We start from the raw sequence: 24483 nt of genomic DNA, 5'->3' as shown, positions 1-24483 counted from the left end.
ATAATTACTTGTAATCACAGATGTTAGTGATTCTGTATTGCTGCGGCGAGTGCTCCTACACGTATTAACTCTTCATAACTGGTTATTCCCTCTTCCACTTTGTTTTTGCCATCATCGAGCATTAACAACTGATTTCTATCAAGTAAGCTTCGGCGAATTGAAAACTCATCATCGTTACGAATGATACGCGCTCTATCTTCTTCAGTCAGTCGCCATACTTCAAAGATGCCTGTACGACCCTTGTAACCAATATGTTGGCAAGCCTCACAACCTTTGGCAGTCCACGTTTTTTTTGGTGTTTTAACTCCCGCAGCATCCAGCCACAACTTAACTTGTTTGCCAGGTTTTTCTTCAGCCCGACATTCAGGGCATAGTTTTCTAACTAATCGTTGCCCGATAACAATGCTAAGGTTGGCGGCAATTTCATAATCATCGAGTCCCATATTGCGCAGTGAAGATATAGTCGCTACTGCATCTTTACTGTGTAAAGTACCCATTAAAGAGCGACCACTACTGGCAACATTAACAGCAGCAACTGCGGATGATTGATTTCTTAACTCACCAAGTAAAACATAGTCAGGATCGAGACGAAGCATTGCTTCGGTACCATTCTCAAAGTCTAATCCATTATCTTCATCGATTTGAATTTGGTTAATACCAGGAATTTGGTATTCAACCGGCTCTTCAAGTGTGACTACATGAGCTTCCGAAATTTTTAATAAATGTAGCAATACATACAGGCTAGTTGTTTTTCCGCTTCCAGTGGGACCCGCTACCAACAACATACCCGACGTTGCATCTAACCAGCTACGTATATCGGTACTGTCTTCGAGGCCAAGCTGAGTCAAACTGGTAACGGCATCGGGTGGTGCTAACACTCTGATGGCAAGTTTTACGCCACTAATACAAGGCACCGCGGTTACTCTTAAATCGAGATGAGGTTCATTTTGGTCAAAATAAAAGCTGCCTTCTTCTACTTTAACCGATGGTAATGGGTTTAGATTGCACAGGGTTTTAAACTGATTGGTTATGCGTTGGCCGCGTTCAGTCGATAATTGTAAACAATCGTGAAGCATACCATCTATTCGAAAACGGATTAAAAAACCTTCTGTATAAGGATCAATATGAATATCAGTGGCTTTAGACTGATAAGCATCACGTATGATGGTTTCAGCTTCCAGCGTCATAGTCGCTTTATTATCTAAGTCATCTAAATTTTCCTCAAGCTCTGTGAATTGGGGGAGTAAATTAGGATGAAGTTTTCGACCAGTGTTAAATTCTGACATACACTCCTCAACTTATTATCGTGAAGTAATATTATATGGATTCTCCTTAGAGCGTGTTTATCTTTCGTTCTTTGAGATGTTGAAAGCTAAAACTAAGCCAGTCGCGAGTGAATTTTTAGGTTTAGTTATTCTAAATAAAAAATTCTCAACAACCCAACCCATTGGGCAGGGGTTATTTTATGACACAACCGCATTATCGGTCATTCAAATACGACTACAGTACGTAGGAGGTAGAACGACTCAGGAGACGAAGTCGAGAATAACTATTCATCACTCCCTCTGTATTGTTGTGCCATAAAATAATCGTCTGCATTTCAAAGAACGGAAGATAAACACGCTCTAGTAATAAGGTAGATATGATTTATATATATTTCCACTTACAGAGTCGTTCAGTTAATGCAGACGACCATTCAATCTTACGTAGTAATATAAAACTGCGACATTATTGCATATTGAAATATGCCAGCGAGCGCTATAGCAAAGTAAAGGCATAGACTTTATTGAGTCAGCATAAATAAAGCTTACTGAGTTTATTGATTTAGCTTGATATTGCAACTTATATAAAGATGTCGCTTTTAAACCTTTACTAAATGATGACTTAAATTCTGGTTTCAAGCAGCTAAATAGTTATACTCAATATTGATTTGTAACATATATGCTCTCCGTTACTCCGTTTATATAGCTCCACGAAGAGACAGAAGCTTACGATGAAATCTAACTAAAATATGAGAAGTACAAGGAGAAGATAACTATGAAATCACAACTTAAACCATCAGGTATATCAATGGCAGTCGCAGCAGCGGCATTGGTAGCAGGCTGCTCAACAAATGGGGAAAATAGAAATTCAACATCTGCCTCCACTGCAACGACTGATTTGGTGCATTGCTATAACGTTAACGTGTGTAAAGGTCATAATGACTGCAAAACTGCCGAAAATGCTTGTTCAGGTAAAGCCAGCTGTAAAGGTACGGGCTTTGTTGCTATGCCATCTGATTCTTGCGAAGACGTTGGTGGGAGTATTGAAGATAAGTGGGTTGGTAAGATCAATGTTGCAGATCTAGTTCATTGTAATGGTGTTAACGTTTGTAAAGGTCATAATGATTGCAAAACCGCTGAAAACGCTTGCTCAGGTAAAGCTAGCTGTAAAGGTACTGGTTTTGTTCTTACACCGCCAAAAGCCTGTGCCGATATTGGTGGAAGTTCAAGCTAGTATAAGTGTTTAGTTAAAATCAAAATAAGCGTTTAGCCAGAACAGCTCTGCTTGCTAAACGCTTTTAAAAAATGACATTAGATATGCTTCAGCAAACAAATAATTTTCTTGGGTTTGGTTTAGGTTTAAGAACTCAACATTTTCAAGAAGTAATAACCAACCAACCCAATATTGACTGGTTTGAAATCTTATCAGAGAACTTTATGGTGGCTGGTGGTAAACCCCGTTATTATTTAGATAGGATAAAAGAGCGCTATCCAATAGTAATGCACGGTGTATCATTATCTATTGGGAGCACAGATCCACTTGATTGGAATTACCTCAAACAACTAAAAACACTCATTAATCATGTTGACCCGCCATGGTTTTCTGATCATTTATGTTGGACATCTTTTAAGCAAATCAACAGTCATGACTTACTCCCTCTTCCTTATACAGATGAGGCTATTAAGCATCTGTCTGAAAGAATTAGAATTGTTCAGGACTTTATTGGGAAACCAATGCTTCTCGAGAATGTATCGAGTTACTTAAGCTTTAAAGACTCTGAAATGACAGAATGGGAATTTCTAAATACAATTAGACGAGAGTCAGGTTGTTTTATTTTATTTGATGTAAACAATATATATGTAAGTTCCAGAAATCATGATTTCGATCCAATGGACTACATTAATGGAATTGATGTAGACAGTGTTTTACAAATACATCTGGCTGGTCACCATGACTTCGGATCACATATTATCGATACTCATGATCATGACGTATGTGATTCTGTGTGGGAATTGTATGAAAGAACATTACGACGTTTTGGGCCAGTAAGTACCATGATAGAGCGTGATGACAATATTCCCGAGCTAAATGAACTAATTTCAGAGCTGGATCAGGCTCGTAATATTTACAGAAACGTATTCTCTAACCTTTCCAGTGAAAATCCTACAACAAAACCTGCAGGGCTAATAGAGTGAAGCTCAGTGACTTACAACAGCACTTTTTTAATGCGCTTTTAAATCAAGAAAATAACTTTAAAAATTATGTTGTTGATCAGGGTGCATTAAACGTTGAACAACGAATAAACATTTATCAAAATGCTTATAAAGCTCGCTTGATAGAAAGTATTGAGACAGATCATGAAATTCTAGGTTACTATTTAGGTGACCATCTATTTGATGAAATGGCTCAAGGTTATATTAAAGCGCAGCCATCTAATAATCGTTCGCTTCGACACTTTTCTAATCAACTTCCTGAATACTTAAAAATTACACATCCATTTAAAGAGCACCCAGTCCTTTCCGAATTGGCTCGGTTTGAACGTTATTTACTAGATGTTTTCGATGCCGCAGATGCAGAGCGAGCAACATTGGAATACTTAAAGCTTATACCAGAGCACGACTGGGCTGACATGAAATTTCGACTACACCCCAGTGCTCAATTGTTCACTTCTGAATACAACTGTGTTGAATGTTGGCAGGCGCTCAAAGCCAATCAACCGCCTCCTAAACCAATAAATCAACTTCATTCCTGGTTAATTTGGCGTAATCATGATCAATTGACCGAATTTGTTTCATTAGAAGCTATGGAACGCCAAATGTTGGAAATGATGCTTACAGGAGAAACGTTTGCCAACATTTGTAATGAACTGGCAACAGTTATGGCTGAAGATGAAGTTAGTTTGTTTTCTGTTCAACGGTTAATCAACTGGTTAGATAAAGGTATTGTCCGTTCCTTGATAACTGAATAAATATTGCTTAACAATTTTAAATGTTTAGATGTTTTTTAGATAGCAGAACTATAGCTTTATCTGTTTCTTAAAAAATGGAGTGTAAAAAAGGCGGTAAAAACCGCCTTTGAATTTATAGTTGAAAAGCTAAAAATTAAACCAGCTCGTCATCCAGAGCAAACGTAAGATGATAACCGTTTTTGATCGATTGAGCGTAGCCTTCGATCCGTGGCATTAAATGGTCATAATAAAATTCAGAAGCGGCTAATTTACGTTTTTGCTCCAACTCGGTCAGTGCGTTTGAGGCAAGTAATTGTTTCAACCATAACCAGCCGCCAATCACATATGCCACAGCATTAAGAAACTCAACCGCTCCGCCCTGCATGGCTGCGCCCTGCTCTTCATTTTGTTGAAGCAAAACACTGACCAGCTCTTTTACCACTGATAAATGTTTTTCTAGGCTAACACCCACGTGTTTAAAATCACTGTCCGATGATTGCTTGATGGTTTCAGATATATCGTCGAACAATTCTGTAATGGCGGCGCCTTTATCGGCACAAACTTTACGAACAACAAGATCTTGTGCCTGAATACCATTGGTGCCTTCGTAAATTTGGGCAATACGCGCATCTCTTGCGAACTGCTCAAGTCCCCATTCACGAACATAACCGTGACCACCCAGTACTTGAATACCATGATTACAATTTTCAAAACCAGAATCGGTAAAAAAGGCTTTTGCAATAGGGGTTAATAGTGCAACTCTTCGAGCGGCTTTTTGTTTTGTTTCGATATCTGTAGCGTGTTCATCAAGATCGATATTCATGCCAAGATAAACCGCCAGAGCACGATTGATTTCGGTAACGGAACGCATGGATAACAACATACGTCGAACATCGGCGTGCTCTAAAATTGAAGCGCCCTGCTTCCCTTCTCGACTGCTTCGACCTTGTATACGTTCTTCTGCATATTGGCGAGCAATCTGATAAGAGACATCGGCTAAACCAACACCTTGTAAGGCAATCGACAACCGTTCTTTATTCATCATGGTAAACATGCAGGCCAGGCCACGATGGGGCTCTCCAATTAAATAGCCAGTGGCTTCATCAAAATTAAGCACACAGGTAGACGACGCTTTAATGCCCATTTTATGCTCGATAGAACCGCAGAAAACCGGGTTGCGTTCGCCTAAGGAGCCGTCGTCATTAACCATAAATTTCGGTACTAAAAAGAGTGAAATACCACGAGGGCCTTTGGGCGCATCAGGCAGTCTAGCTAAAACCAGATGAATGATATTGTCGGCCATATCGTGTTCACCGCCAGTGATAAAGATTTTTGTACCACTGATTTTATAGCTGCCATCTTCATTTGGTTCGGCTTTTGATTTTAAAATACCCAAATCTGAACCAGAGTGAGGCTCAGTTAAACACATTGAGCCCGACCAGACACCTGACTGCATATTCTCAAGATAGGTTTGTTTTAATACATCGGAACCATGAGCGGCTAAAGCGGAACAGGCGCCTGCAGTTAAACTTGGATAAAGCGTAAATGACGTATTTGAAGCGTAGAGCATTTCTTCAACCAATACATGAAGCGCTTTAGGCAGGCCTTGCCCACCGTATTCAGGATCACCATTAATGCCTTGCCAGCCACCTTCACAAAATTGCTGGTAGGCTTCTTTAAAGCCTTTTGGTGTCGTCACATCGTGACCTTCGTGTTGGCAACCCTCTTCGTCACCGTCACGATTCAGTGGGTACAGTATATTTTCGGCAAACTTGGCGCCTTCTTCCAGTACCGCATTATAAAGATCATAATCAAAATCTTGGTATTGGCTGATGCCGTCAAACTGTTGTTGTACATCAAACACGTTTTTTAATAAAAACGACATATCATCAACAGGTGCTTTATAACTCATAGTAACTTCCTGACTGGTCAAAAAAAGGGCTTTAAACTTGTGTTAAGTTTAAGGCCCTTTGGTTTTATTGTAAACTGGTCTAATCAGTAGTGGTTATGCTCAACTGTCAGTTGAATCTTTCTTAAAATCACTCCAGTACTGATTTACCGTGCCCTTCATGTCTTTGTGCAGCATTAAAATACCGAACAGATTGGGTATGGTCATGAGTGCCACGGTTACATAAGCAAGATTCCAGACAATAGTGGTATCAATCATTGATGCCGCCAAAAATGCACTAACATAGAGTAGACGATAAGGTAGCACGCCTCTTTCCCCAACCAGGTAGATTACGGCACGATCGCCATAATAAGACCAGGCAATCGCAGTACTGAATGCAAACAACATCAATCCAATAGCAACAATATACTCACCATAGTCACCAAGGGCGCTACTGAATGCAGCAATCGTCAGAGGAACAGAGTGAATCAAGGATTTTCCAGAGATCTCAACATCAGCAGAGGTATCTGGCCGTCCATCGATAACCATTAATTCGCCAGTAAAAGGTTGATCATCTTTGGTGTAAATTACATCTTCGGCAATCGATTTGGCGTTTATTAAAGTAAAGTCAGTATTGATTGCTTTACCTTCTTTTATGATGAGCTTGCCATCGTAATGCTTTACTTCATTAGTTTCATTATTTAAGTAGGCAAACAGACTGTCCAAATCTTGCTGATTTTGTTCTGTGTACTGGCCAGCAATATAGGTCATATCGGCCTGCGCAAAGGTATTATCCATCTTTTTGTTCCAGACACCGGAGGATAAAATCGCCAGGCCAGTAATGGTACAAATGATGATGGTATCAATGAAAGGTTCAAGCAAACTAACCATACCTTCCGAAGCAGGTTCTTTTCCTTTGGCACTGGCGTGAGCAATAGCGGCAGAACCCTGTCCAGCTTCGTTAGAGAACAAACCTCTGGCAACACCTTTTTCAAGGGCAAAAGCGACCGATGCACCTAAGAAACCACCGACTGCTGCGCTACCGGTAAAGATATCGGAAAAAATGGCAACAAAGGAAGGGGCAATGTTTTCTGCATTGCTGAAAATAACAATCAAGGCACCGATTACGTAAATAATGGCCATAGTTGGTACAATCGCTTCAGCAACATTCGCAATTCGCTTTATGCCACCCACAATGACCAAACCTAACAATACGGACAGCACTACACCGGTGATCCAGGGTTCAATATGAAAGGTTGTTTCAATCGCACTGGCGATGCTGTTGATTTGAGGCATATTGCCGCTACCAAACGAGCTGATAACGGTTGCCACGGCAAAGATTACCGCCAGCCATTTCATGTTTAATTTGCGTTCCATGTAGTACATGGGGCCACCAGCCATGGTGCCATCTTTGGTTTTAACACGATATTTATGGGACAGCGTAACTTCCACAAACTTGGTGGTCATACCCATAAAGGCGGTAAGCCACATCCAGAATAAAGCTGCAGGGCCTCCTAAAAACAGAGCTAGTGCAACCCCACCAATATTACCGGTACCAACCGTACCGGATAATGCAGTGGTTAACGCCTGAAAATGCGAGGTGTCACCTGGTGCGTCTTTCTTGTCATATTTACCTCGTACAATTCGAGTGGCCTGACCAAAAAATCGAATTTGCGGAAATTTAAGGTAAATGGTGAAAAATAAACCGGTGCCTAATAACAAAACCGGGAAATATTTCGCAGATCCTAAAAAGGTATCCAGCGATAGCAGAAAATTATTGATTGCGTCCAAACCCTTGTCTCCAACAATTATTGTTATGCTTTAGTTTTTTTGATTAAAAAACAGCCTCTTACGGGCTTTTCTTAAGCTATTATTCGGGACACTTACAATACCACAAGGCGTTATCGACCACCAGAGAGCAAGCATGGATAAACTTGCCCGCTGCGGTTGTTTGAGTCAAACGATATAATGAGAAGTTAGGGTTGTTTTAACGCTGATAGCGCATTCGTGTGCCTTGTTGGATCGACAAGTCTATTTCTGCTGCTGATAATTCTACAGGGAACAAACAACCCGATACTTGCGAGTTTGCTAAACTTGCACCGCGTAAATTACTTTGTGAAAAATCGATGCCCCGTAAATCGGCGCCTCTAAAATAAGCCCCACTGAAATTAATGCCTGATGCGTTTAAGCGCCGTAAATCAAGCCCTCTAAAATCGCAGTCGCTAAAATCCAGAGTATTCAGTGACTCTCGCTGTTTATTGAAATCTTCAACTTGTTCATTTCTGAGTAATTGATACAAGGGATCGTCAATAATTCGAACGGCCATAATGTGTCTCTTTTGGTTTAAGTATGAATAACCTAAGTATAGACGAGGCTTAATAAAATTTGCGATTGTGCTGGCTGACGTTAGCTAATTAACGTCAGCTTGTATTGAAAACTTCAGATAAATTACAGCTATAACAAACAGTGTTTTAACCAACAAGCGCCAGTAATACTCCTGCCGCTACTGCAGAGCCTATAACACCTGCGACATTGGGGCCCATTGCATGCATTAATAAAAAGTTATGGTGATTGGCCTGTAACCCGACTTTATTGACCACTCGAGCGGCCATGGGTACAGCTGAAACACCTGCCGCGCCGATTAATGGATTGATAGGATGCTTACTGAACTTACCCAGCAGCTTTGCCATCAGTACACCGCATGCGGTGCCAATTGAAAAAGCCACTGCTCCCAATCCCAAAATACCTAAGGTCTCCAGTGCCAGAAACTTTTCTGCCACCAGTTTGGAACCAACGCTTAAGCCCAAAAAGATGGTGACTATATTAATTAGTGAGTTCTGCGCCGTATTGCTCAGTCGATCGACCACGCCACATTCACGCATTAAATTGCCAAAGCAGAACATACCTATCAGCGGTGAAGCCGACGGTAAAAATACTGCGCAGAGCACCAGTACAATCAAGGGAAAGACTATTTTCTCCTGTTTACTGACATGACGTAGCTGCTTCATTTCAATTTTACGCTCTTCAGCGGTGGTGAAGAGTTTCATAATTGGCGGCTGAATAATGGGAACCAACGCCATGTATGAATAAGCCGCAACAGCAATTGCACCAAGCAGTTCAGGGGCCAGACGCGACGCTAAAAAAATTGCAGTAGGCCCGTCTGCCCCACCAATAATGGCAATGGCGGAGGCATCTTGAAGGGTAAACTCGAAACCGGGAACAAAATTAAGCCCAATAGCCCCCAGCAGTGTTGCAAAAATACCAAACTGAGCAGCGGCACCTAAAAAGAGCGTTCGCGGATTGGCAATAAGCGCACCAAAATCAGTCATGGCACCTACGCCCATAAATATAAGTAAGGGCGCAGCACCACTGGCCACGGCAACCGTATAAAAGTTATACAGCATGCCATTGTTAAAACCGGCGTCTTTTGCCACCTGCATACTGGCCAGGTTACCCGCCTGATTGGCATGGTGATAGTCGTCGAGCAATTGACTGGTATTTTGAAACTCTACATTTAGCGCTCCGGCTATGGCTTGCATCACTTCCGGTTGTGCCACATAAATGGCATTTTCAACGGCGTCTAATGCTAATCCAGCATTAGGAATGTTTGCCAAAATCCCACCAAAACCAATGGTGACCAGCAATAGCGGTTCAAAGTTTTTAGCGATTGCGAGATAGAGTAATAAAAACCCGATGCCAATCATGATCAATTGGCCCCAGGTAAAATTTGCAATACCCGTGTCTTGCCAAAGTTTTAATAATCCATCCATTAATACGCTCGTTTATTTTTTATTTATAGGGCTACTGCTTTATTTGCTGCCGTCTTTTAAGTTATTGCTTAAAATTCACTTTTTAACGGTCGCTGTTACAAAGCGCTTTTTACAAGGCGTTTTTATAAGCCGATAAGCGGCGTGCCAACTTTAACTGCATCGCCTTCTGCAACCAGTAGTTCAGACACCACACCAGCGTTTAGAGCTTTCACTTCGGTTTCCATTTTCATGGCTTCCAAAATAATCAGTGTTTGACCAGCTTCAACTTGCTCGCCCACTTTAACTTTAATTTTAAAGATATTCCCTGCAAGCGGGGCTTCGAGTGTCTCCCCGTTTGATTTTTCGGGTACTTTTGTTTCGGTATTCTGTTGTGTGGATTGAGACTTTGTTTTGATGTCGGCAACCTGACCATCCAGTGCAACCGTGACCGAATAATTTTTACCGTTTACAGTCACTTGATAAGACTCGGGGCCTGAGGAAGACGAACCAGAGGTTAATGGCTGACGAGCTTGTTTATCTTTAGATTTAGATTCAGATTCAGTACCTGGCGCTGGTTCAAAGGCTTCTGGATTGCCTTTGTTTTTCAAAAATTTAAGGCCTATTTGTGGGAATAAAGCATATATAAGAACATTATCGACTAACTCACCATCAAGGTTGATATTGTCTTTTTCGGCGATTTCGACCAACTCATCACTCAGTCTTTCGAGTTCAGGTTCTAATAAATCGGCAGGACGTTCAGTAATAACTTCTTTGCCGTCGAGTACACGTTGTTGTAGCTCTTCATTCACAGGCGCTGGAGTTGCTCCATATTCACCTTTTAACACACCAGAGGTTTCTTTACTGATGCTTTTATAACGCTCGCCGGTTAACACATTGAGTACAGCCTGTGTGCCAACAATTTGTGAAGTTGGAGTAACGAGTGGGATATACCCCAGATCTTTTCGTACTTTTGGTATTTCGGCCAATACTTCATCAAACTTATCTTCAGCGCCCTGCTCTTTTAGCTGGCTTTCCATATTGGTCAACATCCCGCCAGGAACCTGCGACATTAAAATACGCGAATCAACGCCTTTTAAACTGCCCTCCCATTTGGCGTATTTTTTACGCACGCCACGGAAGTAAGCGGCTATTTCTTCAAGCAGCGCCAAATCAAGACCGGTGCTTCTGGAAGTCTGATCAAAAATAGATACAACGGACTCGGTTGGAGAGTGACCGTAGGTCATGCTCATGGAAGAAATACTGCTATCCACCATATCAACCCCAGCTTCGGCAGCTTTCATTATGGTTGCAGTACTTAATCCGGTAGTGGCATGACAATGCAATGCAATAGGGACATTGACGGTTTCTTTTAAACGGCTCACCAGCTCTTCGGCAACAAAAGGTTTTAATAAGCCGGCCATATCTTTAATGCAAATAGAGTGGGCGCCCATATCTTCAATTTGCTTGGCCATGTCGAGCCATTTCTCAATACTGTGCACAGGGCTAACTGTGTAGGATAAAGTTCCTTGAGCGTGTTTGTCGCAATCGACCGCAGCTTTAATCGCGGTTTTTAAGTTTCGGGTATCATTCATTGCGTCGAAGATACGGAATACATCCATGCCATTGGCTGCCGCTCGCTCAACAAATGCAGTCACCACATCATCAGCGTAATGTCGGTAGCCAAGAATATTTTGTGCACGAAACAGCATTTGCATGGGCGTTTTTGGCATTGCTTTTTTCAGCTGTCGCAAGCGTTCCCAGGGATCTTCTCCCAAATAACGAATGCATGAATCAAAGGTAGCTCCGCCCCAGGTTTCTAATGACCAAAATCCAACCTGATCCAGTTTCTCTGCAATTGGCAGCATGTCATCCAGACGCATTCTGGTAGCAAATAACGATTGATGAGCGTCTCTTAAAACAACATCGGTAACTTTTAATGGCTTATCATTCATTGTTTTGTATATCCTTTCGAATTAGCGGAGCGTACAAATTATTTATGCTTGTTGCGATATTGATGAACGGCGGAGGTGATCGCCGCAATAATGTCGTCGTTTTCTGGGCTGCTTTGAGGTGTTGACGGAAGCGCTTCTGGCCAAAAGCGATTGATGACTTTAGAGGAAATACTGATACAAAAAACCAGCAGTGTTAGGAAACAAAACACCGTTACCATGCCAACCAGCATTAGCGACAAACCGTTTATTAGTTCATTCATAGGAGCCCTTTTATATAACGTATTAACGGAATATAGACGCTAATGCCCCGTTAATCTAGTACGCGCAATAAGTTGCCTAGACAGGCTTTTATTGTATATTTTGTGCAATGCAGTAAATCAGTTGCGAAAACGTTTGTCAAATATACATCAGGGGTAAAAATCATAAGAAGCAAGCTTTAATAAAACGGTAATTCCAACTGACTCACTTCGTCATTCGCCGTTTCTGCTAAACGCACACCGACACCAAGCAATCTGACAGGCTTATATTGTCGTTCATAAGCTTGCTTTACCAATTGCTGAAAAACATCGAGAAAAATAATTTCGGCTCGTCTTTCTACGGTTGTTGTTGAAAAATCATTAAATTTGATTTTCACAAACACACTTTTAAAGTTGCTTTGTTTATTTCGGCTAATTCGCGTTTGTAATGATTCAATTAAATCGGGCAGTTTTTCGTAAAGCTGATCGATGGAGTCATAATCAGTGTTAAAGGTTCGTTCAACACTAACGGACTTACGAATACTTTGGGTGATTACTTCTCGTTCATCTATCCCTCTTGCGTATTGATAAAGTCGTTTACCAAAACGCCCAAACTTTTCATTTAATAAGGGCATTTTAAGCGCCTGCAATTCGCCACAGGTTCTGATATTCATATTTTTAAGTTTATTGGCGGTGACTTTTCCTACACCGTGAATGGTGGAAACCGGCAAGTTAAACACAAAGTCATCCACTTGCTCGGGGGTAATAACTTTAAGTCCGTCGGGTTTGTCCCAGTCGCTGGCGATTTTGGCTAAGTATTTATTCGGTGCGACGCCTGCCGATGCAGTCAGATTAACAGCCTCTTTAATTTCTTTTTTTATCTGCTCGGCAATAAGGGTGGCACTACCAGAAAAATGTAATGAGTCCGATACATCAAGGTAGGCCTCATCAAGCGACAGTGGTTCAATAACGTCTGTATAATTTAAGAAGATGGAACGAATAATCTTTGAGACATCTCGGTATTTATTCAGATTGGGTGGGATAATAATTAAATCCGGACATCGGCGTTTGGCAATGACTGACGAAAGTGCCGAGTGAACACCAAAATCTCGGGCGATATAGTTGCATGTTGCAATAACGCCACGACGCTCTGGTCGTCCGCCAACGGCTACTGGTAAATTATTTAGAGAAGGATTATCTCGTTGTTCCACCGCAGCGTAGAAACAGTCCATATCAATATGGATAATTTTACGAGACATCTTATTTAGCTCTTTTGTTTTAGCCAGTTATATAAAAGCGTCTGCTTTAAAGCCGCTTAAAGTCGAAGTAACAGGTAAATGTTGCTCCATTATCATCACTTTCACTGATCGTAATACTACCATCGTATTGATGAACAAGTTCTGAGACGACCGATAAACCGATACCCTGCCCTTCGGTTTTTTCATCAAGCCGTTGGCCTCGCGATAAAATATCCTGATACATTGAAGGTTTAATGCCGGGTCCATTGTCAGAGACTTTCAGCATCAGGGAGTACGCATCCTTTGTGGTTTGATAAGTAACTTCTACTTCCACCTTACTGCTGGTCCACTTACAGGCGTTATCCAGAAGGTTACCCATAATTTCCATAAAATCGCCTTCATCGCCATAAAAGCGCGCTTGCTCATCACATGCAAAGTGGAAGTCTATGCACTTCGACTGATACACTTTTTCAAGTGCAGAAATAATTTTTTCGATGCCTATTTTCACATTAACGGATGCCAGCATATGACCTTGAGCGCCAGAGACCGCTCTCGATAATTGGTACTTGATGATCTCGTCCATTCGCTCAATTTGTTGAGCCAATGTTTCACTGCCTTGCGACTGTGTTCTCAATTCGTTTGAATTATTTAATTGATCAGTGACGCCTTTCATTACGGCTAACGGGGTTTTTAAACTGTGCGCAAGATTGGATAATGTGTTGCGATACTTTTCCCGTTGCGCTCTTTCCGCATCGATTAACAAATTTAAATTTCGGGTTAATGGCTGCAATTCCGCAGGGTAATCCTTTGATAATGTTTGCTGTCTACCGGCTTCAATAAATTTAAGATCCTTGGCTATTAAGTTAAGCGGCGATAAGCCCCACCGTAGAGCCAGTAACTGAATAATTAACATTGCTACAAGCACAAATGCCAATCCGCTTAATAAAGTAAATCGAAAGTCATTGACCACGGCATTGAGTAACTGTGCTTCGTGCAACAAAGTAAATTGATAGTAATTTTCTGTGCCGTCTTCACTTTCCCAGATCACCGCGTAGCGTAATCTGTAGAAAGTTTGTGAGTTGATATCGGCTTTATCAAATAAGAACTCACCAGTTGGCAAAGTTTCTGCCAGATTTAAATTTAAATCAACCGCACTGAACGAACGCCAAATTTCATTGGTGCCACCACCGTAGACAAAGGCATAGCTACCACTGTCAATTTGATTAAACACACCTTCGCGTACAACTTCTGGCAGGTACAACTGACCCGGCGCTTCTTCTTCCGCCGCAGTCAATAACATAAATAACTGAGTTTTCAGGCGTTCGTTTAGTTGACTGGTAAGGCTGCGATCGAAGGCTCTTTCTAGAGCAATTGAAACCCCACTCACCAGTGCAATCAATGACAATGATAGAACAATAATCAGTCGGGTTTTTAATGAATAGTGCATCAGACTAAAGCTCAGGATTTAGCCGGTAACCTCGACCTCTTAATGTTTCGATGGGCTTTAAGTCGCCATTAGGATCCAGTTTTTTACGAAGTCTTCGTATAAATACTTCAAGAACATTACTGTCTTTGTCGTGATCCTGTTCGTAGATATGCTCGGTTAATTCTGTTTTTGAGACGACCTTATCCTGATTCATTAATAAATATTCGAGGACTTTGTATTCATAAGCGGTTAAGTCGAGCTCGTCACCGTTCAGAGATATTTGTCCGCTGTTTGAATTAAGTTCTATAGGTCCTTTGGAAATAACCGGTGAAGCGAACCCGGAAGAACGTCTAAGCAGTGCGCTGACGCGGGCTAATAATTCTTCAATTTGAAAAGGCTTAACCAAATAATCATCGGCTCCACGAGATAAGCCTTCAACCTTTTCTTGCCAGCGGGATCGGGCGGTTAAAATAAGAATGGGAAACTCTTTACCCTGTTCTCTAATTTTACTAATAAGGTCAAGACCATTTAACTTAGGTAATCCTAAATCAATAATCGCCATATCCAGTGGGTATTCTGTCGCATAATAGAGGCCGTCCTCGCCATCGAATGCCTGATCAACCGCGTAGCCCTGTTTATTCAAAGCTGTTTTAAGATGCTCCTGAAGCACCTGTTCATCTTCAACAACAAGAATTTTCATCAACTGCTTCCTTAATTAACTTTTATGATTCTTGCTTTACAGCCATCGACCAGAATGGTTTTGACACGCCCATTGGTTAATAACACTTTAACCTTATAGATATGTGATGATGGTCGTTTGATTAAGGACGCAGACAATATTCGGCCTTTTATCGCTTTTTGTGTGATATCAACCGCTTTGCTTTTTGAAATGACTTTACAAGGAGCCTGCTTCTCAGCGGCCGATACCGAGGCTGATAAGCTAAGCAATAAAGCGGTTAATAGAATGAAAAAATTTATCTTAATAAACATGGATTAATCGTGATATCAATGATTTACTGAATATGAAAAGCATCTTGCTACACTCGATCATGGTTGTCAATTTGTACCTTTAATGTGGGTTGAATACATCGTTTACGGAAGCCTTACCTCTGAGCCGCCTGGTTAAAGAACATTGACGGGCACTATGGCTTTATTTCACTTCAACATCCGGCTACTCTAACCCACTAATTACCTAAACCTCTCGCGCTAGATTTCGATGTATGTTTAATATACTGGAGCGCTTTTGTTACGAGTTATTTCAACTTTCGGATATTGTAGGTGTCATTAACTGAATGCAATCTGAACATAATATAATCACATCGGCTTTTGGCCCCTTTTCAGACGCGAGCGAAGTGCAAAGCTGTCAGGCACCTGAGCTTCAGGCTAAAGGACAGCATGTTCAGAAGGAGTGCCTACAGGAACATTCAGATTTGAATCTCCCAACAGGTGACTCAACAACAAAATCCCCTTTTGCCTCATTGGCATTTTTTCAAGCACTAGAATCATCGGGTTCAACTTCTGACGACACGGGATGGCTCCCTCGACATATTCAAATTGCCAACCAACAAAATCAGTATCCATTTATACCGGGTTATTTGAAGCATCACTCATACGGCGAATATGTTTTTGACTGGAATATTGCCAGTGCGGTTAATCAGGCGGGGATCCCCTATTATCCTAAATGGGTGATGCAGTTGCCATTTACACCCATCGAACTGCCATTCAGTGACTATAAAATAACAGTAGACGATATTCATCAAATCAACGCTCAGTTAAAACCAGAGAGTCCTGTAACCAATCAGTTTTTATACATTCCGGAGTCTTGGCAGAGCGCTTTTGAAAAGTCAGGTGCATTGTTGCGCTCAAGTATATTTTTTCGCTGGCATAACAATGGTTTTAACGAGCTTGCCGATTATTTAACTCAGTTAACACAAAAGCGAGCGAAAGAAATACGGCGGGAACGCAGAAAAGCCTGTGAGCAGAACACCCAGTTTTACCGCTATTCAGGTGAAACAATAACTGATGAGATCATCAAGCGCTTTTACCCATTTTACCGGCACACTTATCTAAAACGTTCCGGCCACAGCGGTTATTTAAACGAGGCTTTCTTTTTAGACTGGTTAACGCAGGAGAAGCAGTCTGCACTTATTGTAATAGCCCAGCGTGATCAACAGGATATTGCCGCAGCATTGTTTCTGTTTGATAGTTCAACGCTTTATGGTCGTTACTGGGGTTGCCGGGATGACGACAAGGACTGTGGATACGGACACCTTCACTTTGAGTGTTGCTATTATCAGGGCATGGAGTTTTGTATCGAGCAAAATATACGCTTCTTTAATCCTGGTGTGCAGGGGGAGCATAAAGTCGTTCGGGGTTTTGAACCTTATCTGGCACAGTCAGCCTACTTTTATCATCACCCTCAACTGCACCAGCAAGTGGGTAATTATATTACCGACGAAAACCACCAAACCCAGCATTATCTTAAATACCTGCAGCAAAAATTGCCTTTTAAGCCAACCGCTTAATAAGTCGGCTTATGCCACTAACTGCTTCGACATAAGATCAAGGGTTTCACGCTCTTCTAGCAACTGATTAAAGCTTTCGTTTACTTTCTCTTCATCAAGATTCAGTAGCTCAAGAACCGACTCGGGAAGCTCATGATTAATAGCATCGCCTAGCTCTATGCGTTTGAGTAAACGACCGGCTAAAAGAACCAGATTCGAATAAACCGAATGTTTACTCCAGAACTCTTCCTGATGATGCCACCGCACAGCCACAATCAGCTCATCGGGCATATGCCAGTTTTTCATTAACCAGGCACCGATTTCCTGATGAGTCACGCCCATGACAAAGTGCTCGACATCTTCCACTCGAATGCCCGGATTAGCCTCAATATAACGATTAATCAGATAAAACTGTGGCGGAAATAAGTGGCCCAATAAAATATGACCAAAATTGTGCAATAAGCCGGAAAGATAAGCGAGCCCCCGCTCTGGACGGTGCTTAGGCGGCATCATTAGACACAGTTTTTCTACCAGACTGGCGCAATAAACCGCTTGCCGCCAGAAGTTATGCACGCCTAAAGGCCCCTCTTCTGGCACATTTAAGGATTTTCCGATGGATATACCAAGTGCGAGATTCATGACCAGATCGAAACCGAGAACTCTTGAAATAGCCGTTTCAACAGAATCGATGGTGCCTTTATAGCCGTAATAAGGCGAACTTGCCCAACTTATGATTTGCGCAGCCAGACTTGGATCTTTGGCAACAATGGCGCCCAGTTTTTTCGCATCGGCACTGGGATCGACTCTGAGTTTCATTATATCTTGTGCAATTTCTGGCATTGCCGGTAGATCAAAGGTCTCATCGATCCGTTGTTTGATCCGAATGGGGGTAAATTGATTAACAGCTTCCGTTAAATCTTGCTGAGCATTGCGTCCCGAATAGAGTCGTTCTGGGCCACAAGCAAAGGATAAACGCTCCTCATTAACATACAGTTTAGCAATGTCTGCTTTTGCTATCTTCAACAGAATTTTTGGATTACCCGATTCAAGATACAGTTCGTCCAGTTTATAAACTGACTCATCAATAAGACCATTTACTTTGATAAAAGCAGGAATGGGAGGATGACAGCAAGGTTCACAATGATTAAACAGCTTATCTGCGTCACGCGCAGAAATGATTTCAAACGCCTGATCTTTTAGCCGTTTAAGCACCTCAAAATCGAGTAAAAAATGACTGGGCAATACAGCCATAAATTTCTGTGATGGGCCTTTTAATAAAACACACCGCAAAATACTTGCTTCAGACAGGTTCAATTCGCTTGCCACCTGCTTCAGAGAGTGAGCTTCTTCATGCTCTATAGTTTCATAGGCGATATTTTGTTCACTCAATAATGTTTTTAATGACGAAGGTATAGTCACGCAGTACTCCAAATAAAAATCATTGCTTTAACTATAGCCAAATATATGAGATACACCTAACCACTTTATAAAAGCTAGACATAGGTCCCATAAAATTAACCGTTGAGATTATTATGAATAAAGTTGGCTATACAGGTTGAACAAAACAGGATAATCAAAATTACTCCCTGTTAAGCAGTTCAGGCGCTTTTTCTTCTGGAAGATCGACCCGCTCAATTTTCTTAAAGCGACTGGTTATTTTTTGCGCCGACGTGTTAATTTGATCCACATCTTTACTGACCTGGCCTATATGTTTAGATAAATTATCCATACGCACTTTAAATCGACCAAAGTCTTCCGATAAATACCCAAGATGCTCCTGGATAATATGTACCTGCTTTCGGGTCGCTTCATCTTTTATTACAGCACTTGCCGTTGTTAAGATTGCCATCATAGTGGTTGGCGACACCATCCATACTTTTTCTTTATGCGCCAGCTCAACCAGCTCAGGAAAATGCCCATGAATTTCAGCGAACACCGCTTCTGCCGGAATAAACATCATGGCGCCGGGCGCTGTTTCGCCTTCTATAATGTATTTCGATTTAATATCTTTGATGTGTTTTTTAATATCTTGTTTAAATTGTTTGGAAGCAGCGACTCTGTCCAAATCAGATGTTTCAAAATCGGTCATACGTTGGTACGACTCTAACGGAAACTTTGCATCGATGACCACATTACCCGTGGGATCCGGTAGAAATAAAATACAATCAGCAATTTTTTCATTCGATAGTCGATGTTGAATAGAGAAGTTGTTTTCAGGTAGCACATTCTTTATTAATGCATTGAGCTGTACCTCTCCAAAAGCTCCTCTTGAACGTTTGTCGGCTAACACTTGCTGCAGACTGACCACATTAGACGATAACTCGGTGATTTTTTTCTGCGCATCGTCGATCAGTGCCAGTCGTTTTAAAACATCATTGAATGTCTGAGTGGTTTTTTCAAAACCATCACTTAATCGTTTTTCAACTTGCCCGCTAATATCTTTAAGTCGTTCATCGGTGGATTGCGTTAAACTGTTTATTCCTTTTAAAAGGTTTTCCGAGTTTTGCGTGAGCGTTTGTGTTAGCTCCTGACGAATATCTTTAATAGACTGTCTCAACTCCTGAATCAACTTGTCGCGTAATTCTAATTGCGCCTGTTTGTTTTGTTCATCAATTTTCTTTAATGAATTTAATAAACTTTCTTTAAACTCCGATAATGAGGATTGCTGAGCAAAACGCGCATCAGATAGTTTATCAGCCAGCGCTTGTTTATTTTGTTCAAACTTACCACTGATTACAGATTGAAACTGATTTTGCTGATTAATAATTGATTCTTTTAGCTCATTAAACGCCGTTATCAAAACTTCTTTGGTTGATGCTGCTGCTTTATCCGCCTGATGATTTGACTCACTAAACTTTTCAACTTGAAACTCACGCAACTGAGAAAGCTGTAAAGAGACTTTTTCTTCCATTTGATTTCGATTCAGCTCATTAGTAGTTAACTGTTTTAATTGTCTGAACACAACGATTAATAAAACAAGTACTATAAACAACAAGACTAAAGCAGCAAGAGTGATCTGTATGTGGTAATCAGCAAGTATCATAATGTCGATTATAAAATTAATCCGATGAATGAAGGATATGATCAATAAGGCTTACGAATGTAAACCATATAAGGTCAATAGAGCAATAAAATTAAACTCGGGAACAGAGACTGTCAGTAAATTACAGGCATAAAAAAACCGCTTAAAAGCGGTTTTTTTAATATGGCGCGCACGGAAGGATTCGAACCTCCGACCGCCTGGTTCGTAGCCAGGTACTCTATCCAGCTGAGCTACGTGCGCGTTGTGTGATAAGTAACAATTTAAAATTTAAATTCTTTCTTATCGGCCTCCGTGAAGAGGGGCGCTATTATGCGTACACCTAAATTACTTGTCAACAAATTTCGATGCACTCTAGCGAGTCATTTACTGAGCATTCTCAATTACTTAAAAGTAATTTTAGCCATTAAATATTGTTGCAAAAAATAATGGCGGAGAGAGAGGGATTCGAACCCTCGATACGGGATAAACCGTATACTCCCTTAGCAGGGGAGCGCCTTCAGCCGCTCGGCCATCTCTCCTCTCAGCGGCGGCAAATATTACCTTATTAGAATTAAAATGCAAGCCCTATCTGAAACTTATTCTGCTGAATTTCCAGACATTTCTTTTTCACGCTGTATTCTTAGATAAATTTCTTCACGGTGAACAGAAACTTCTTTTGGTGCGTTTACACCTATACGAACCTGGTTACCTTTTACTCCTAAAACAGTCACGGTTACTTCATCACCGATCATAAGAGTTTCACCAACTCGTCGAGTTAATATTAACATCCAATTTTCTCCTTAATCTCACTCTTAATAAGAAAGAGTTATTTTTCAGCACTTGATATGAGGCGCCGCATTATAGCAGCAACTTTTAATATTGTTTAATTTTTGTCGATACCTGTTCAGGAACCAGCTTTTACAGAGAATAGATCACTGTTTTGTATAAAATTTAGTCATCTTAAACTGCGCAAACTCTATGGGAGCAGCTGCCTATTTATTCACCAAAAGAGGATTATAAAGGTAGGGATAATTCATCTGCTCTCAGAGGCTCCGTTAGATAATCGACCTATCTTATAGAGTAGTCGAACTACCGATGCTCGCAAACTTTAATTGTAACGGAATAAAGAATACATATAAGTCAATAAGTTAGCTATATTACTTAAAGCAATTTATTGACTTATATTTTTGACTTTATAGCTTAAGAAAGCGTTTGTTTAATAAAAGGTGCGACGGATTCTATGGCTTGAGGAAGTTTATCCGCATCCGGTCCGCCCGCTTGTGCCATATCCGGTCGGCCACCTCCCTTACCACCTATATGACTGGCCGCGTGTTTAACCAGATCCCCCGCTTTTATAGATCCAACCAGATCTTTAGTGACACCAGCAATCAAGCTTCCTTTTCCCTGATTTTCTACGCCAAGTACAACAATGCCCGAACCCAGTTTATTTTTGATTTGATCCATCAGGTCACGTAATGATTTAGACTCAACACCAGTGAGCAATTTCGCAATCACTTTAACACCTGCAATTTCAACAACCTCATTGAGCAAGTCAGCGCCCTGACTTGACGCTAATTTGCCAGTCAATTGGGATACTTGCTTTTCGAGCTCTTTGCTTTTATTAATAAGCTGCTCAAGTTTTTCATCAACTTTTGCAGGCTCAGATTTTAACTGCTTGGCCAGATTATTTAATAAAGCATTCTGTGACTGAATGTAATCGGTAGCCCTTTTACCAGCCAGGGCTTCAATTCGGCGAACGCCGGAAGCAATACCAGATTCCTGAATGATCTTAAAGCTGCCGATATCACCAGTGCGCTCTACGTGTGTTCCGCCGCAAAGCTCTACCGAAAATGGTCCCATGGACAACACGCGTACATTGTCACCATACTTTTCACCAAACAATGCCATGGCACCTTGCTTTTGAGCCTCATCCATACTCATATTTTCTGCACAAACTAGGTGATTTCGTCGTATTTCGTCGTTAACCCGCTGCTCAACAATATCTAACTGATTCTGACTGACCGCTTCCGGGCTTGAAAAATCAAATCGTAAACGTTCATGATCCACGTAAGAGCCTTTCTGCATCACATGACTGCCCAGAACTTCTCGTAACGCGGCATGTAACAGATGCGTTGCCGAGTGGTGAGCTGCCGTAGATTCACGTTTTTCGGTATCGACCAGCATTTCAACCTGATCAGCGGTTTTAAACACACCAGATGTTACTTTAACCGTATGAACAAACGCCTGATTAACTTTAACCGTGTCCAGAACCTCTGCTTCACCTTGGGCGCTACGAATGATACCTTTATCACCCACCTGACCACCGCCTTCTGCGTAAAAGGCGGTGCTTTCAGTAACCAGAGTACCCTGCTCACCTTCATTGAGTTGTTCTACGGGATTGGATTCTTTGAACAGCTTTTCAACCTTACTGCTGTTTTTAAGCGAGTCGTAACCCACAAACTGAGTTTCACTGTCGATGGCCAGGTTTTCGTTGTAGTCGACGCCAAATTTTCCTGCCGCTTGAGAGCGCTGCTTTTGTTCTTGCATACGCTGATCAAAACCTTCTTCATCAATAGACAGATTATTTTCTCTGGCAATATCTGCGGTTAAATCGACCGGAAAGCCATAGGTATCATAAAGTGTAAATACGGTATCGCCAGAAATGACAGAGCCAGACAGGGATTTTAAATCTTGCTCAAGAATCTTCATGCCTTTATCCAGAGTGCGAGCGAACTGTTCTTCTTCGCGGATAATGGTGGACTCCAATTCAGACTGACGTTGTTTTAATTCTGGATAGGCATCGCCCATTTGTTCGATCAAAGGCGCAATTAGCTTATGGAAAAAGCTGCCTTTAGCTTCGAGCTTATGACCATGGCGGATCGCACGACGCATAATGCGTCTTAACACATAACCCCGGCCTTCATTACCCGGTACAATACCGTCTATGATCAAAAAGGCAGTGGACCGAATGTGATCGGCAATCACTCTCAGTGATTTATTGTTAATGTCGGTAACATTCAAAATTTTTGCGATATTTTTAATAAGAGCATCAAACAGGTCAATTTCATAGTTACTGTGGACCTGCTGCATCACTGCGGCGATACGCTCAAGTCCCATACCTGTGTCAACTGAAGGCTTAGGTAAAGGCTCCATGGTTCCGTCTTTATTTTTATTAAATTGCATAAAGACCAAATTCCAGATTTCGATGTAACGATCACCGTCTTCTTCCGGTGAGCCTGGTGGGCCTCCTTCTACATCGTCACCGTGATCATAAAATATTTCAGAGCAAGGTCCGCATGGTCCTGTATCGCCCATGGACCAGTAATTATCCTCTTCACCCAGTCGTGAAAACCGTTGCTGGTTAATACCGATTTCATTAAACCAGATGTCTTCCGCTTCCTGGTCATCTTTATAAACAGTCACCCAAAGCTTCTCTTGCGGTAGCTTTAACTCTTTGGTTAAAAACTCCCAGGCAAACTCGATGGCCTGGCGCTTTGAATAGTCACCAAAGCTGAAGTTACCCAGCATTTCAAAAAAGGTATGGTGTCTGGCGGTATAGCCGACATTTTCCAAATCGTTATGTTTTCCACCGGCTCGAACACAACGCTGCGATGACGTTGCACGTACATAATCACGCTTATCGGTGCCCAAAAAGCAGTCTTTAAACGGCACCATTCCGGCATTGGTGAATAATAAGGTTGGATCATTTGATGGGATCAGTGAACCACTGGTTACACGACGGTGCCCTCTCTTTTCGAAAAAGGATATAAATGTTTCTCTTATCTCATTGCTCGTCATGAATGTCATGATTCACCTTATCTGACCGATTTGTTTAACACTTAACCAGATGACTGGTTATTTTCTGTCTGCTTTTAATCTATGCACTTTAAGTTGAGTAATTTAACGCATAGCTACTGACTAACCCAGCTACAAGGCATCGCATTATACGTTTTTTGACACATTTGTTGAGTGATTTTGCCGCGTTTAATAACCACTTTCCATATTTCTGGGCATTATTTGGTTTATCAAGCGGATAAAGGCCGTAAAAAGCAGAGTTTAGGAGTTGTTCTGTCGGCGAAACCAGTGGTGGCTTGTAATTTAAATGGCCTAGTATTTTCAGTAACCTATTATTAAGAGACCTAGAGCGTGTTGATCTTTGTTTGTAATTTGCTCAACAATAGATAGGCAACCAGACCATAACAAATGCCAAAGCGACCATACTGTGATAATTTCTTGCCAACTTGTCGTATCGAGTAGC

19 protein-coding genes, 2 tRNA genes and 1 pseudogene are annotated in these 24483 nt (G+C 41.4%); 4 read left to right on the top strand and 18 right to left on the bottom strand.

Going from position 1 to position 24483, the window contains the following annotated elements; translation table 11 throughout:
• Nucleotides 1–23: 23 nt before the first annotated feature.
• Complete coding sequence (locus C8D97_RS10050) at nt 24–1286, bottom strand: GspE/PulE family protein (RefSeq protein ID WP_109763651.1); 1263 nt, start codon at nt 1284–1286, stop codon at nt 24–26.
• Between the two features lie 751 nt (nt 1287–2037).
• Here C8D97_RS10050 and bufA2 point away from each other — a divergent pair.
• The 3 genes from bufA2 (at nt 2038) to C8D97_RS10035 (ending at nt 4231) form a co-directional block, all read left to right on the top strand.
• Entirely contained in the window at nt 2038–2496 is a 459-nt protein-coding gene (gene bufA2 / locus C8D97_RS10045) for a BufA2 family periplasmic bufferin-type metallophore (protein WP_109763650.1), read from the top strand.
• A gap of 83 nt (nt 2497–2579) precedes the next feature.
• Complete coding sequence (gene bufB / locus C8D97_RS10040; protein ID WP_210204911.1) at nt 2580–3458, top strand: MNIO family bufferin maturase; 879 nt, start codon at nt 2580–2582, stop codon at nt 3456–3458.
• On the top strand, nt 3455–4231 hold the full coding sequence (locus C8D97_RS10035) for an HvfC/BufC N-terminal domain-containing protein (RefSeq protein ID WP_109763648.1): 777 nt from the start codon (nt 3455–3457) through the stop codon (nt 4229–4231). The genes bufB and C8D97_RS10035 overlap by 4 nt, the downstream gene beginning before the upstream one ends.
• 133 nt (nt 4232–4364) lie before the next feature.
• Here C8D97_RS10035 and C8D97_RS10030 read toward each other — a convergent pair whose 3' ends face one another.
• From C8D97_RS10030 to C8D97_RS09985, 10 genes are all read right to left on the bottom strand, one after another.
• Nucleotides 4365–6122, bottom strand: a complete 1758-nt coding sequence (locus tag C8D97_RS10030) for an acyl-CoA dehydrogenase family protein (RefSeq protein ID WP_109763647.1) — start codon at nt 6120–6122, stop codon at nt 4365–4367.
• A 99-nt stretch (nt 6123–6221) separates the two neighbouring features.
• Complete coding sequence (locus C8D97_RS10025; RefSeq protein ID WP_109763646.1) at nt 6222–7889, bottom strand: alanine/glycine:cation symporter family protein; 1668 nt, start codon at nt 7887–7889, stop codon at nt 6222–6224.
• A gap of 196 nt (nt 7890–8085) precedes the next feature.
• Complete coding sequence (locus tag C8D97_RS10020; RefSeq protein WP_109763645.1) at nt 8086–8424, bottom strand: pentapeptide repeat-containing protein; 339 nt, start codon at nt 8422–8424, stop codon at nt 8086–8088.
• Nucleotides 8425–8569: 145 nt separating this feature from the next.
• Entirely contained in the window at nt 8570–9868 is a 1299-nt protein-coding gene (locus tag C8D97_RS10015; protein WP_109763644.1) for a sodium ion-translocating decarboxylase subunit beta, read from the bottom strand.
• A 122-nt stretch (nt 9869–9990) separates the two neighbouring features.
• Entirely contained in the window at nt 9991–11799 is a 1809-nt protein-coding gene (gene oadA / locus C8D97_RS10010; protein ID WP_109763643.1) for a sodium-extruding oxaloacetate decarboxylase subunit alpha, read from the bottom strand.
• Nucleotides 11800–11837: 38 nt separating this feature from the next.
• On the bottom strand, nt 11838–12059 hold the full coding sequence (locus tag C8D97_RS10005; protein WP_109763642.1) for an OadG family protein: 222 nt from the start codon (nt 12057–12059) through the stop codon (nt 11838–11840).
• Nucleotides 12060–12235: 176 nt separating this feature from the next.
• Entirely contained in the window at nt 12236–13294 is a 1059-nt protein-coding gene (dinB, locus tag C8D97_RS10000) for a DNA polymerase IV (protein WP_109763641.1), read from the bottom strand.
• A 46-nt stretch (nt 13295–13340) separates the two neighbouring features.
• Nucleotides 13341–14720, bottom strand: a complete 1380-nt coding sequence (locus tag C8D97_RS09995; protein ID WP_109763640.1) for an ATP-binding protein — start codon at nt 14718–14720, stop codon at nt 13341–13343.
• Between the two features lie 4 nt (nt 14721–14724).
• Nucleotides 14725–15399: a response regulator transcription factor gene (locus C8D97_RS09990; protein WP_109763639.1), complete on the bottom strand. Its 675-nt coding sequence runs from the start codon at nt 15397–15399 to the stop codon at nt 14725–14727.
• Nucleotides 15400–15410: 11 nt separating this feature from the next.
• Nucleotides 15411–15689, bottom strand: coding sequence for a PepSY domain-containing protein (locus C8D97_RS09985; protein ID WP_109763638.1), 279 nt, complete (start codon nt 15687–15689; stop codon nt 15411–15413).
• A 302-nt stretch (nt 15690–15991) separates the two neighbouring features.
• Between C8D97_RS09985 and C8D97_RS09980 the strand changes: the two genes are divergently transcribed.
• Nucleotides 15992–17224, top strand: a complete 1233-nt coding sequence (locus C8D97_RS09980) for a GNAT family N-acetyltransferase (protein WP_109763637.1) — start codon at nt 15992–15994, stop codon at nt 17222–17224.
• Between the two features lie 9 nt (nt 17225–17233).
• Here the strand turns inward: C8D97_RS09980 and C8D97_RS09975 are convergent, their stop codons facing one another.
• The 7 genes and pseudogenes from C8D97_RS09975 to C8D97_RS09945 all read right to left on the bottom strand — a co-directional run.
• Nucleotides 17234–18622 carry an HDOD domain-containing protein gene (locus C8D97_RS09975; protein WP_170115208.1) on the bottom strand — a complete coding sequence of 463 codons (1389 nt, stop codon included), beginning with the start codon at nt 18620–18622 and terminating at the stop codon, nt 17234–17236.
• A 160-nt stretch (nt 18623–18782) separates the two neighbouring features.
• Nucleotides 18783–20246: a DNA recombination protein RmuC gene (locus C8D97_RS09970; RefSeq protein ID WP_109763635.1), complete on the bottom strand. Its 1464-nt coding sequence runs from the start codon at nt 20244–20246 to the stop codon at nt 18783–18785.
• 163 nt (nt 20247–20409) lie between these two features.
• Nucleotides 20410–20486: transfer RNA gene (locus tag C8D97_RS09965), tRNA-Arg, on the bottom strand.
• A gap of 186 nt (nt 20487–20672) precedes the next feature.
• Nucleotides 20673–20764: transfer RNA gene (locus C8D97_RS09960), tRNA-Ser, on the bottom strand.
• A 57-nt stretch (nt 20765–20821) separates the two neighbouring features.
• Complete coding sequence (gene csrA, locus C8D97_RS09955; RefSeq protein WP_109763634.1) at nt 20822–21013, bottom strand: carbon storage regulator CsrA; 192 nt, start codon at nt 21011–21013, stop codon at nt 20822–20824.
• Between the two features lie 412 nt (nt 21014–21425).
• Nucleotides 21426–24032, bottom strand: a complete 2607-nt coding sequence (gene alaS, locus C8D97_RS09950) for an alanine--tRNA ligase (RefSeq protein ID WP_109763633.1) — start codon at nt 24030–24032, stop codon at nt 21426–21428.
• Between the two features lie 364 nt (nt 24033–24396).
• Nucleotides 24397–24483, bottom strand: a pseudogene (locus tag C8D97_RS09945) (IS5/IS1182 family transposase); the annotation flags it as partial.

The organism is Pleionea mediterranea (assembly GCF_003148745.1).
In the GTDB taxonomy this organism is placed as follows: Bacteria; Pseudomonadota; Gammaproteobacteria; order Enterobacterales; family Kangiellaceae; genus Pleionea; species Pleionea mediterranea.
Note: the sequence above shows the minus strand (reverse complement) of the source record. Positions and strands in the feature narration are given on the sequence as shown.

What these genes read in the sequence shown, in the direction of transcription:
- C8D97_RS10050 (WP_109763651.1), bottom strand. Translation starts at nt 1,286, where the DNA reads ATGTCAGAATTTAACACTGGTCGAAAACTTCATCCTAATTTACTCCCC.
- bufA2 (WP_109763650.1), top strand. Translation starts at nt 2,038, where the DNA reads ATGAAATCACAACTTAAACCATCAGGTATATCAATGGCAGTCGCAGCA.
- bufB (WP_210204911.1), top strand. Translation starts at nt 2,580, where the DNA reads ATGCTTCAGCAAACAAATAATTTTCTTGGGTTTGGTTTAGGTTTAAGA.
- C8D97_RS10030 (WP_109763647.1), bottom strand. Translation starts at nt 6,122, where the DNA reads ATGAGTTATAAAGCACCTGTTGATGATATGTCGTTTTTATTAAAAAAC.
- C8D97_RS10020 (WP_109763645.1), bottom strand. Translation starts at nt 8,424, where the DNA reads ATGGCCGTTCGAATTATTGACGATCCCTTGTATCAATTACTCAGAAAT.
- C8D97_RS10015 (WP_109763644.1), bottom strand. Translation starts at nt 9,868, where the DNA reads ATGGATGGATTATTAAAACTTTGGCAAGACACGGGTATTGCAAATTTT.
- oadA (WP_109763643.1), bottom strand. Translation starts at nt 11,799, where the DNA reads ATGAATGATAAGCCATTAAAAGTTACCGATGTTGTTTTAAGAGACGCT.
- C8D97_RS10005 (WP_109763642.1), bottom strand. Translation starts at nt 12,059, where the DNA reads ATGAATGAACTAATAAACGGTTTGTCGCTAATGCTGGTTGGCATGGTA.
- dinB (WP_109763641.1), bottom strand. Translation starts at nt 13,294, where the DNA reads ATGTCTCGTAAAATTATCCATATTGATATGGACTGTTTCTACGCTGCG.
- C8D97_RS09995 (WP_109763640.1), bottom strand. Translation starts at nt 14,720, where the DNA reads ATGCACTATTCATTAAAAACCCGACTGATTATTGTTCTATCATTGTCA.
- C8D97_RS09990 (WP_109763639.1), bottom strand. Translation starts at nt 15,399, where the DNA reads ATGAAAATTCTTGTTGTTGAAGATGAACAGGTGCTTCAGGAGCATCTT.
- C8D97_RS09985 (WP_109763638.1), bottom strand. Translation starts at nt 15,689, where the DNA reads ATGTTTATTAAGATAAATTTTTTCATTCTATTAACCGCTTTATTGCTT.
- C8D97_RS09980 (WP_109763637.1), top strand. Translation starts at nt 15,992, where the DNA reads ATGCAATCTGAACATAATATAATCACATCGGCTTTTGGCCCCTTTTCA.
- C8D97_RS09970 (WP_109763635.1), bottom strand. Translation starts at nt 20,246, where the DNA reads ATGATACTTGCTGATTACCACATACAGATCACTCTTGCTGCTTTAGTC.
- csrA (WP_109763634.1), bottom strand. Translation starts at nt 21,013, where the DNA reads ATGTTAATATTAACTCGACGAGTTGGTGAAACTCTTATGATCGGTGAT.
- alaS (WP_109763633.1), bottom strand. Translation starts at nt 24,032, where the DNA reads ATGACATTCATGACGAGCAATGAGATAAGAGAAACATTTATATCCTTT.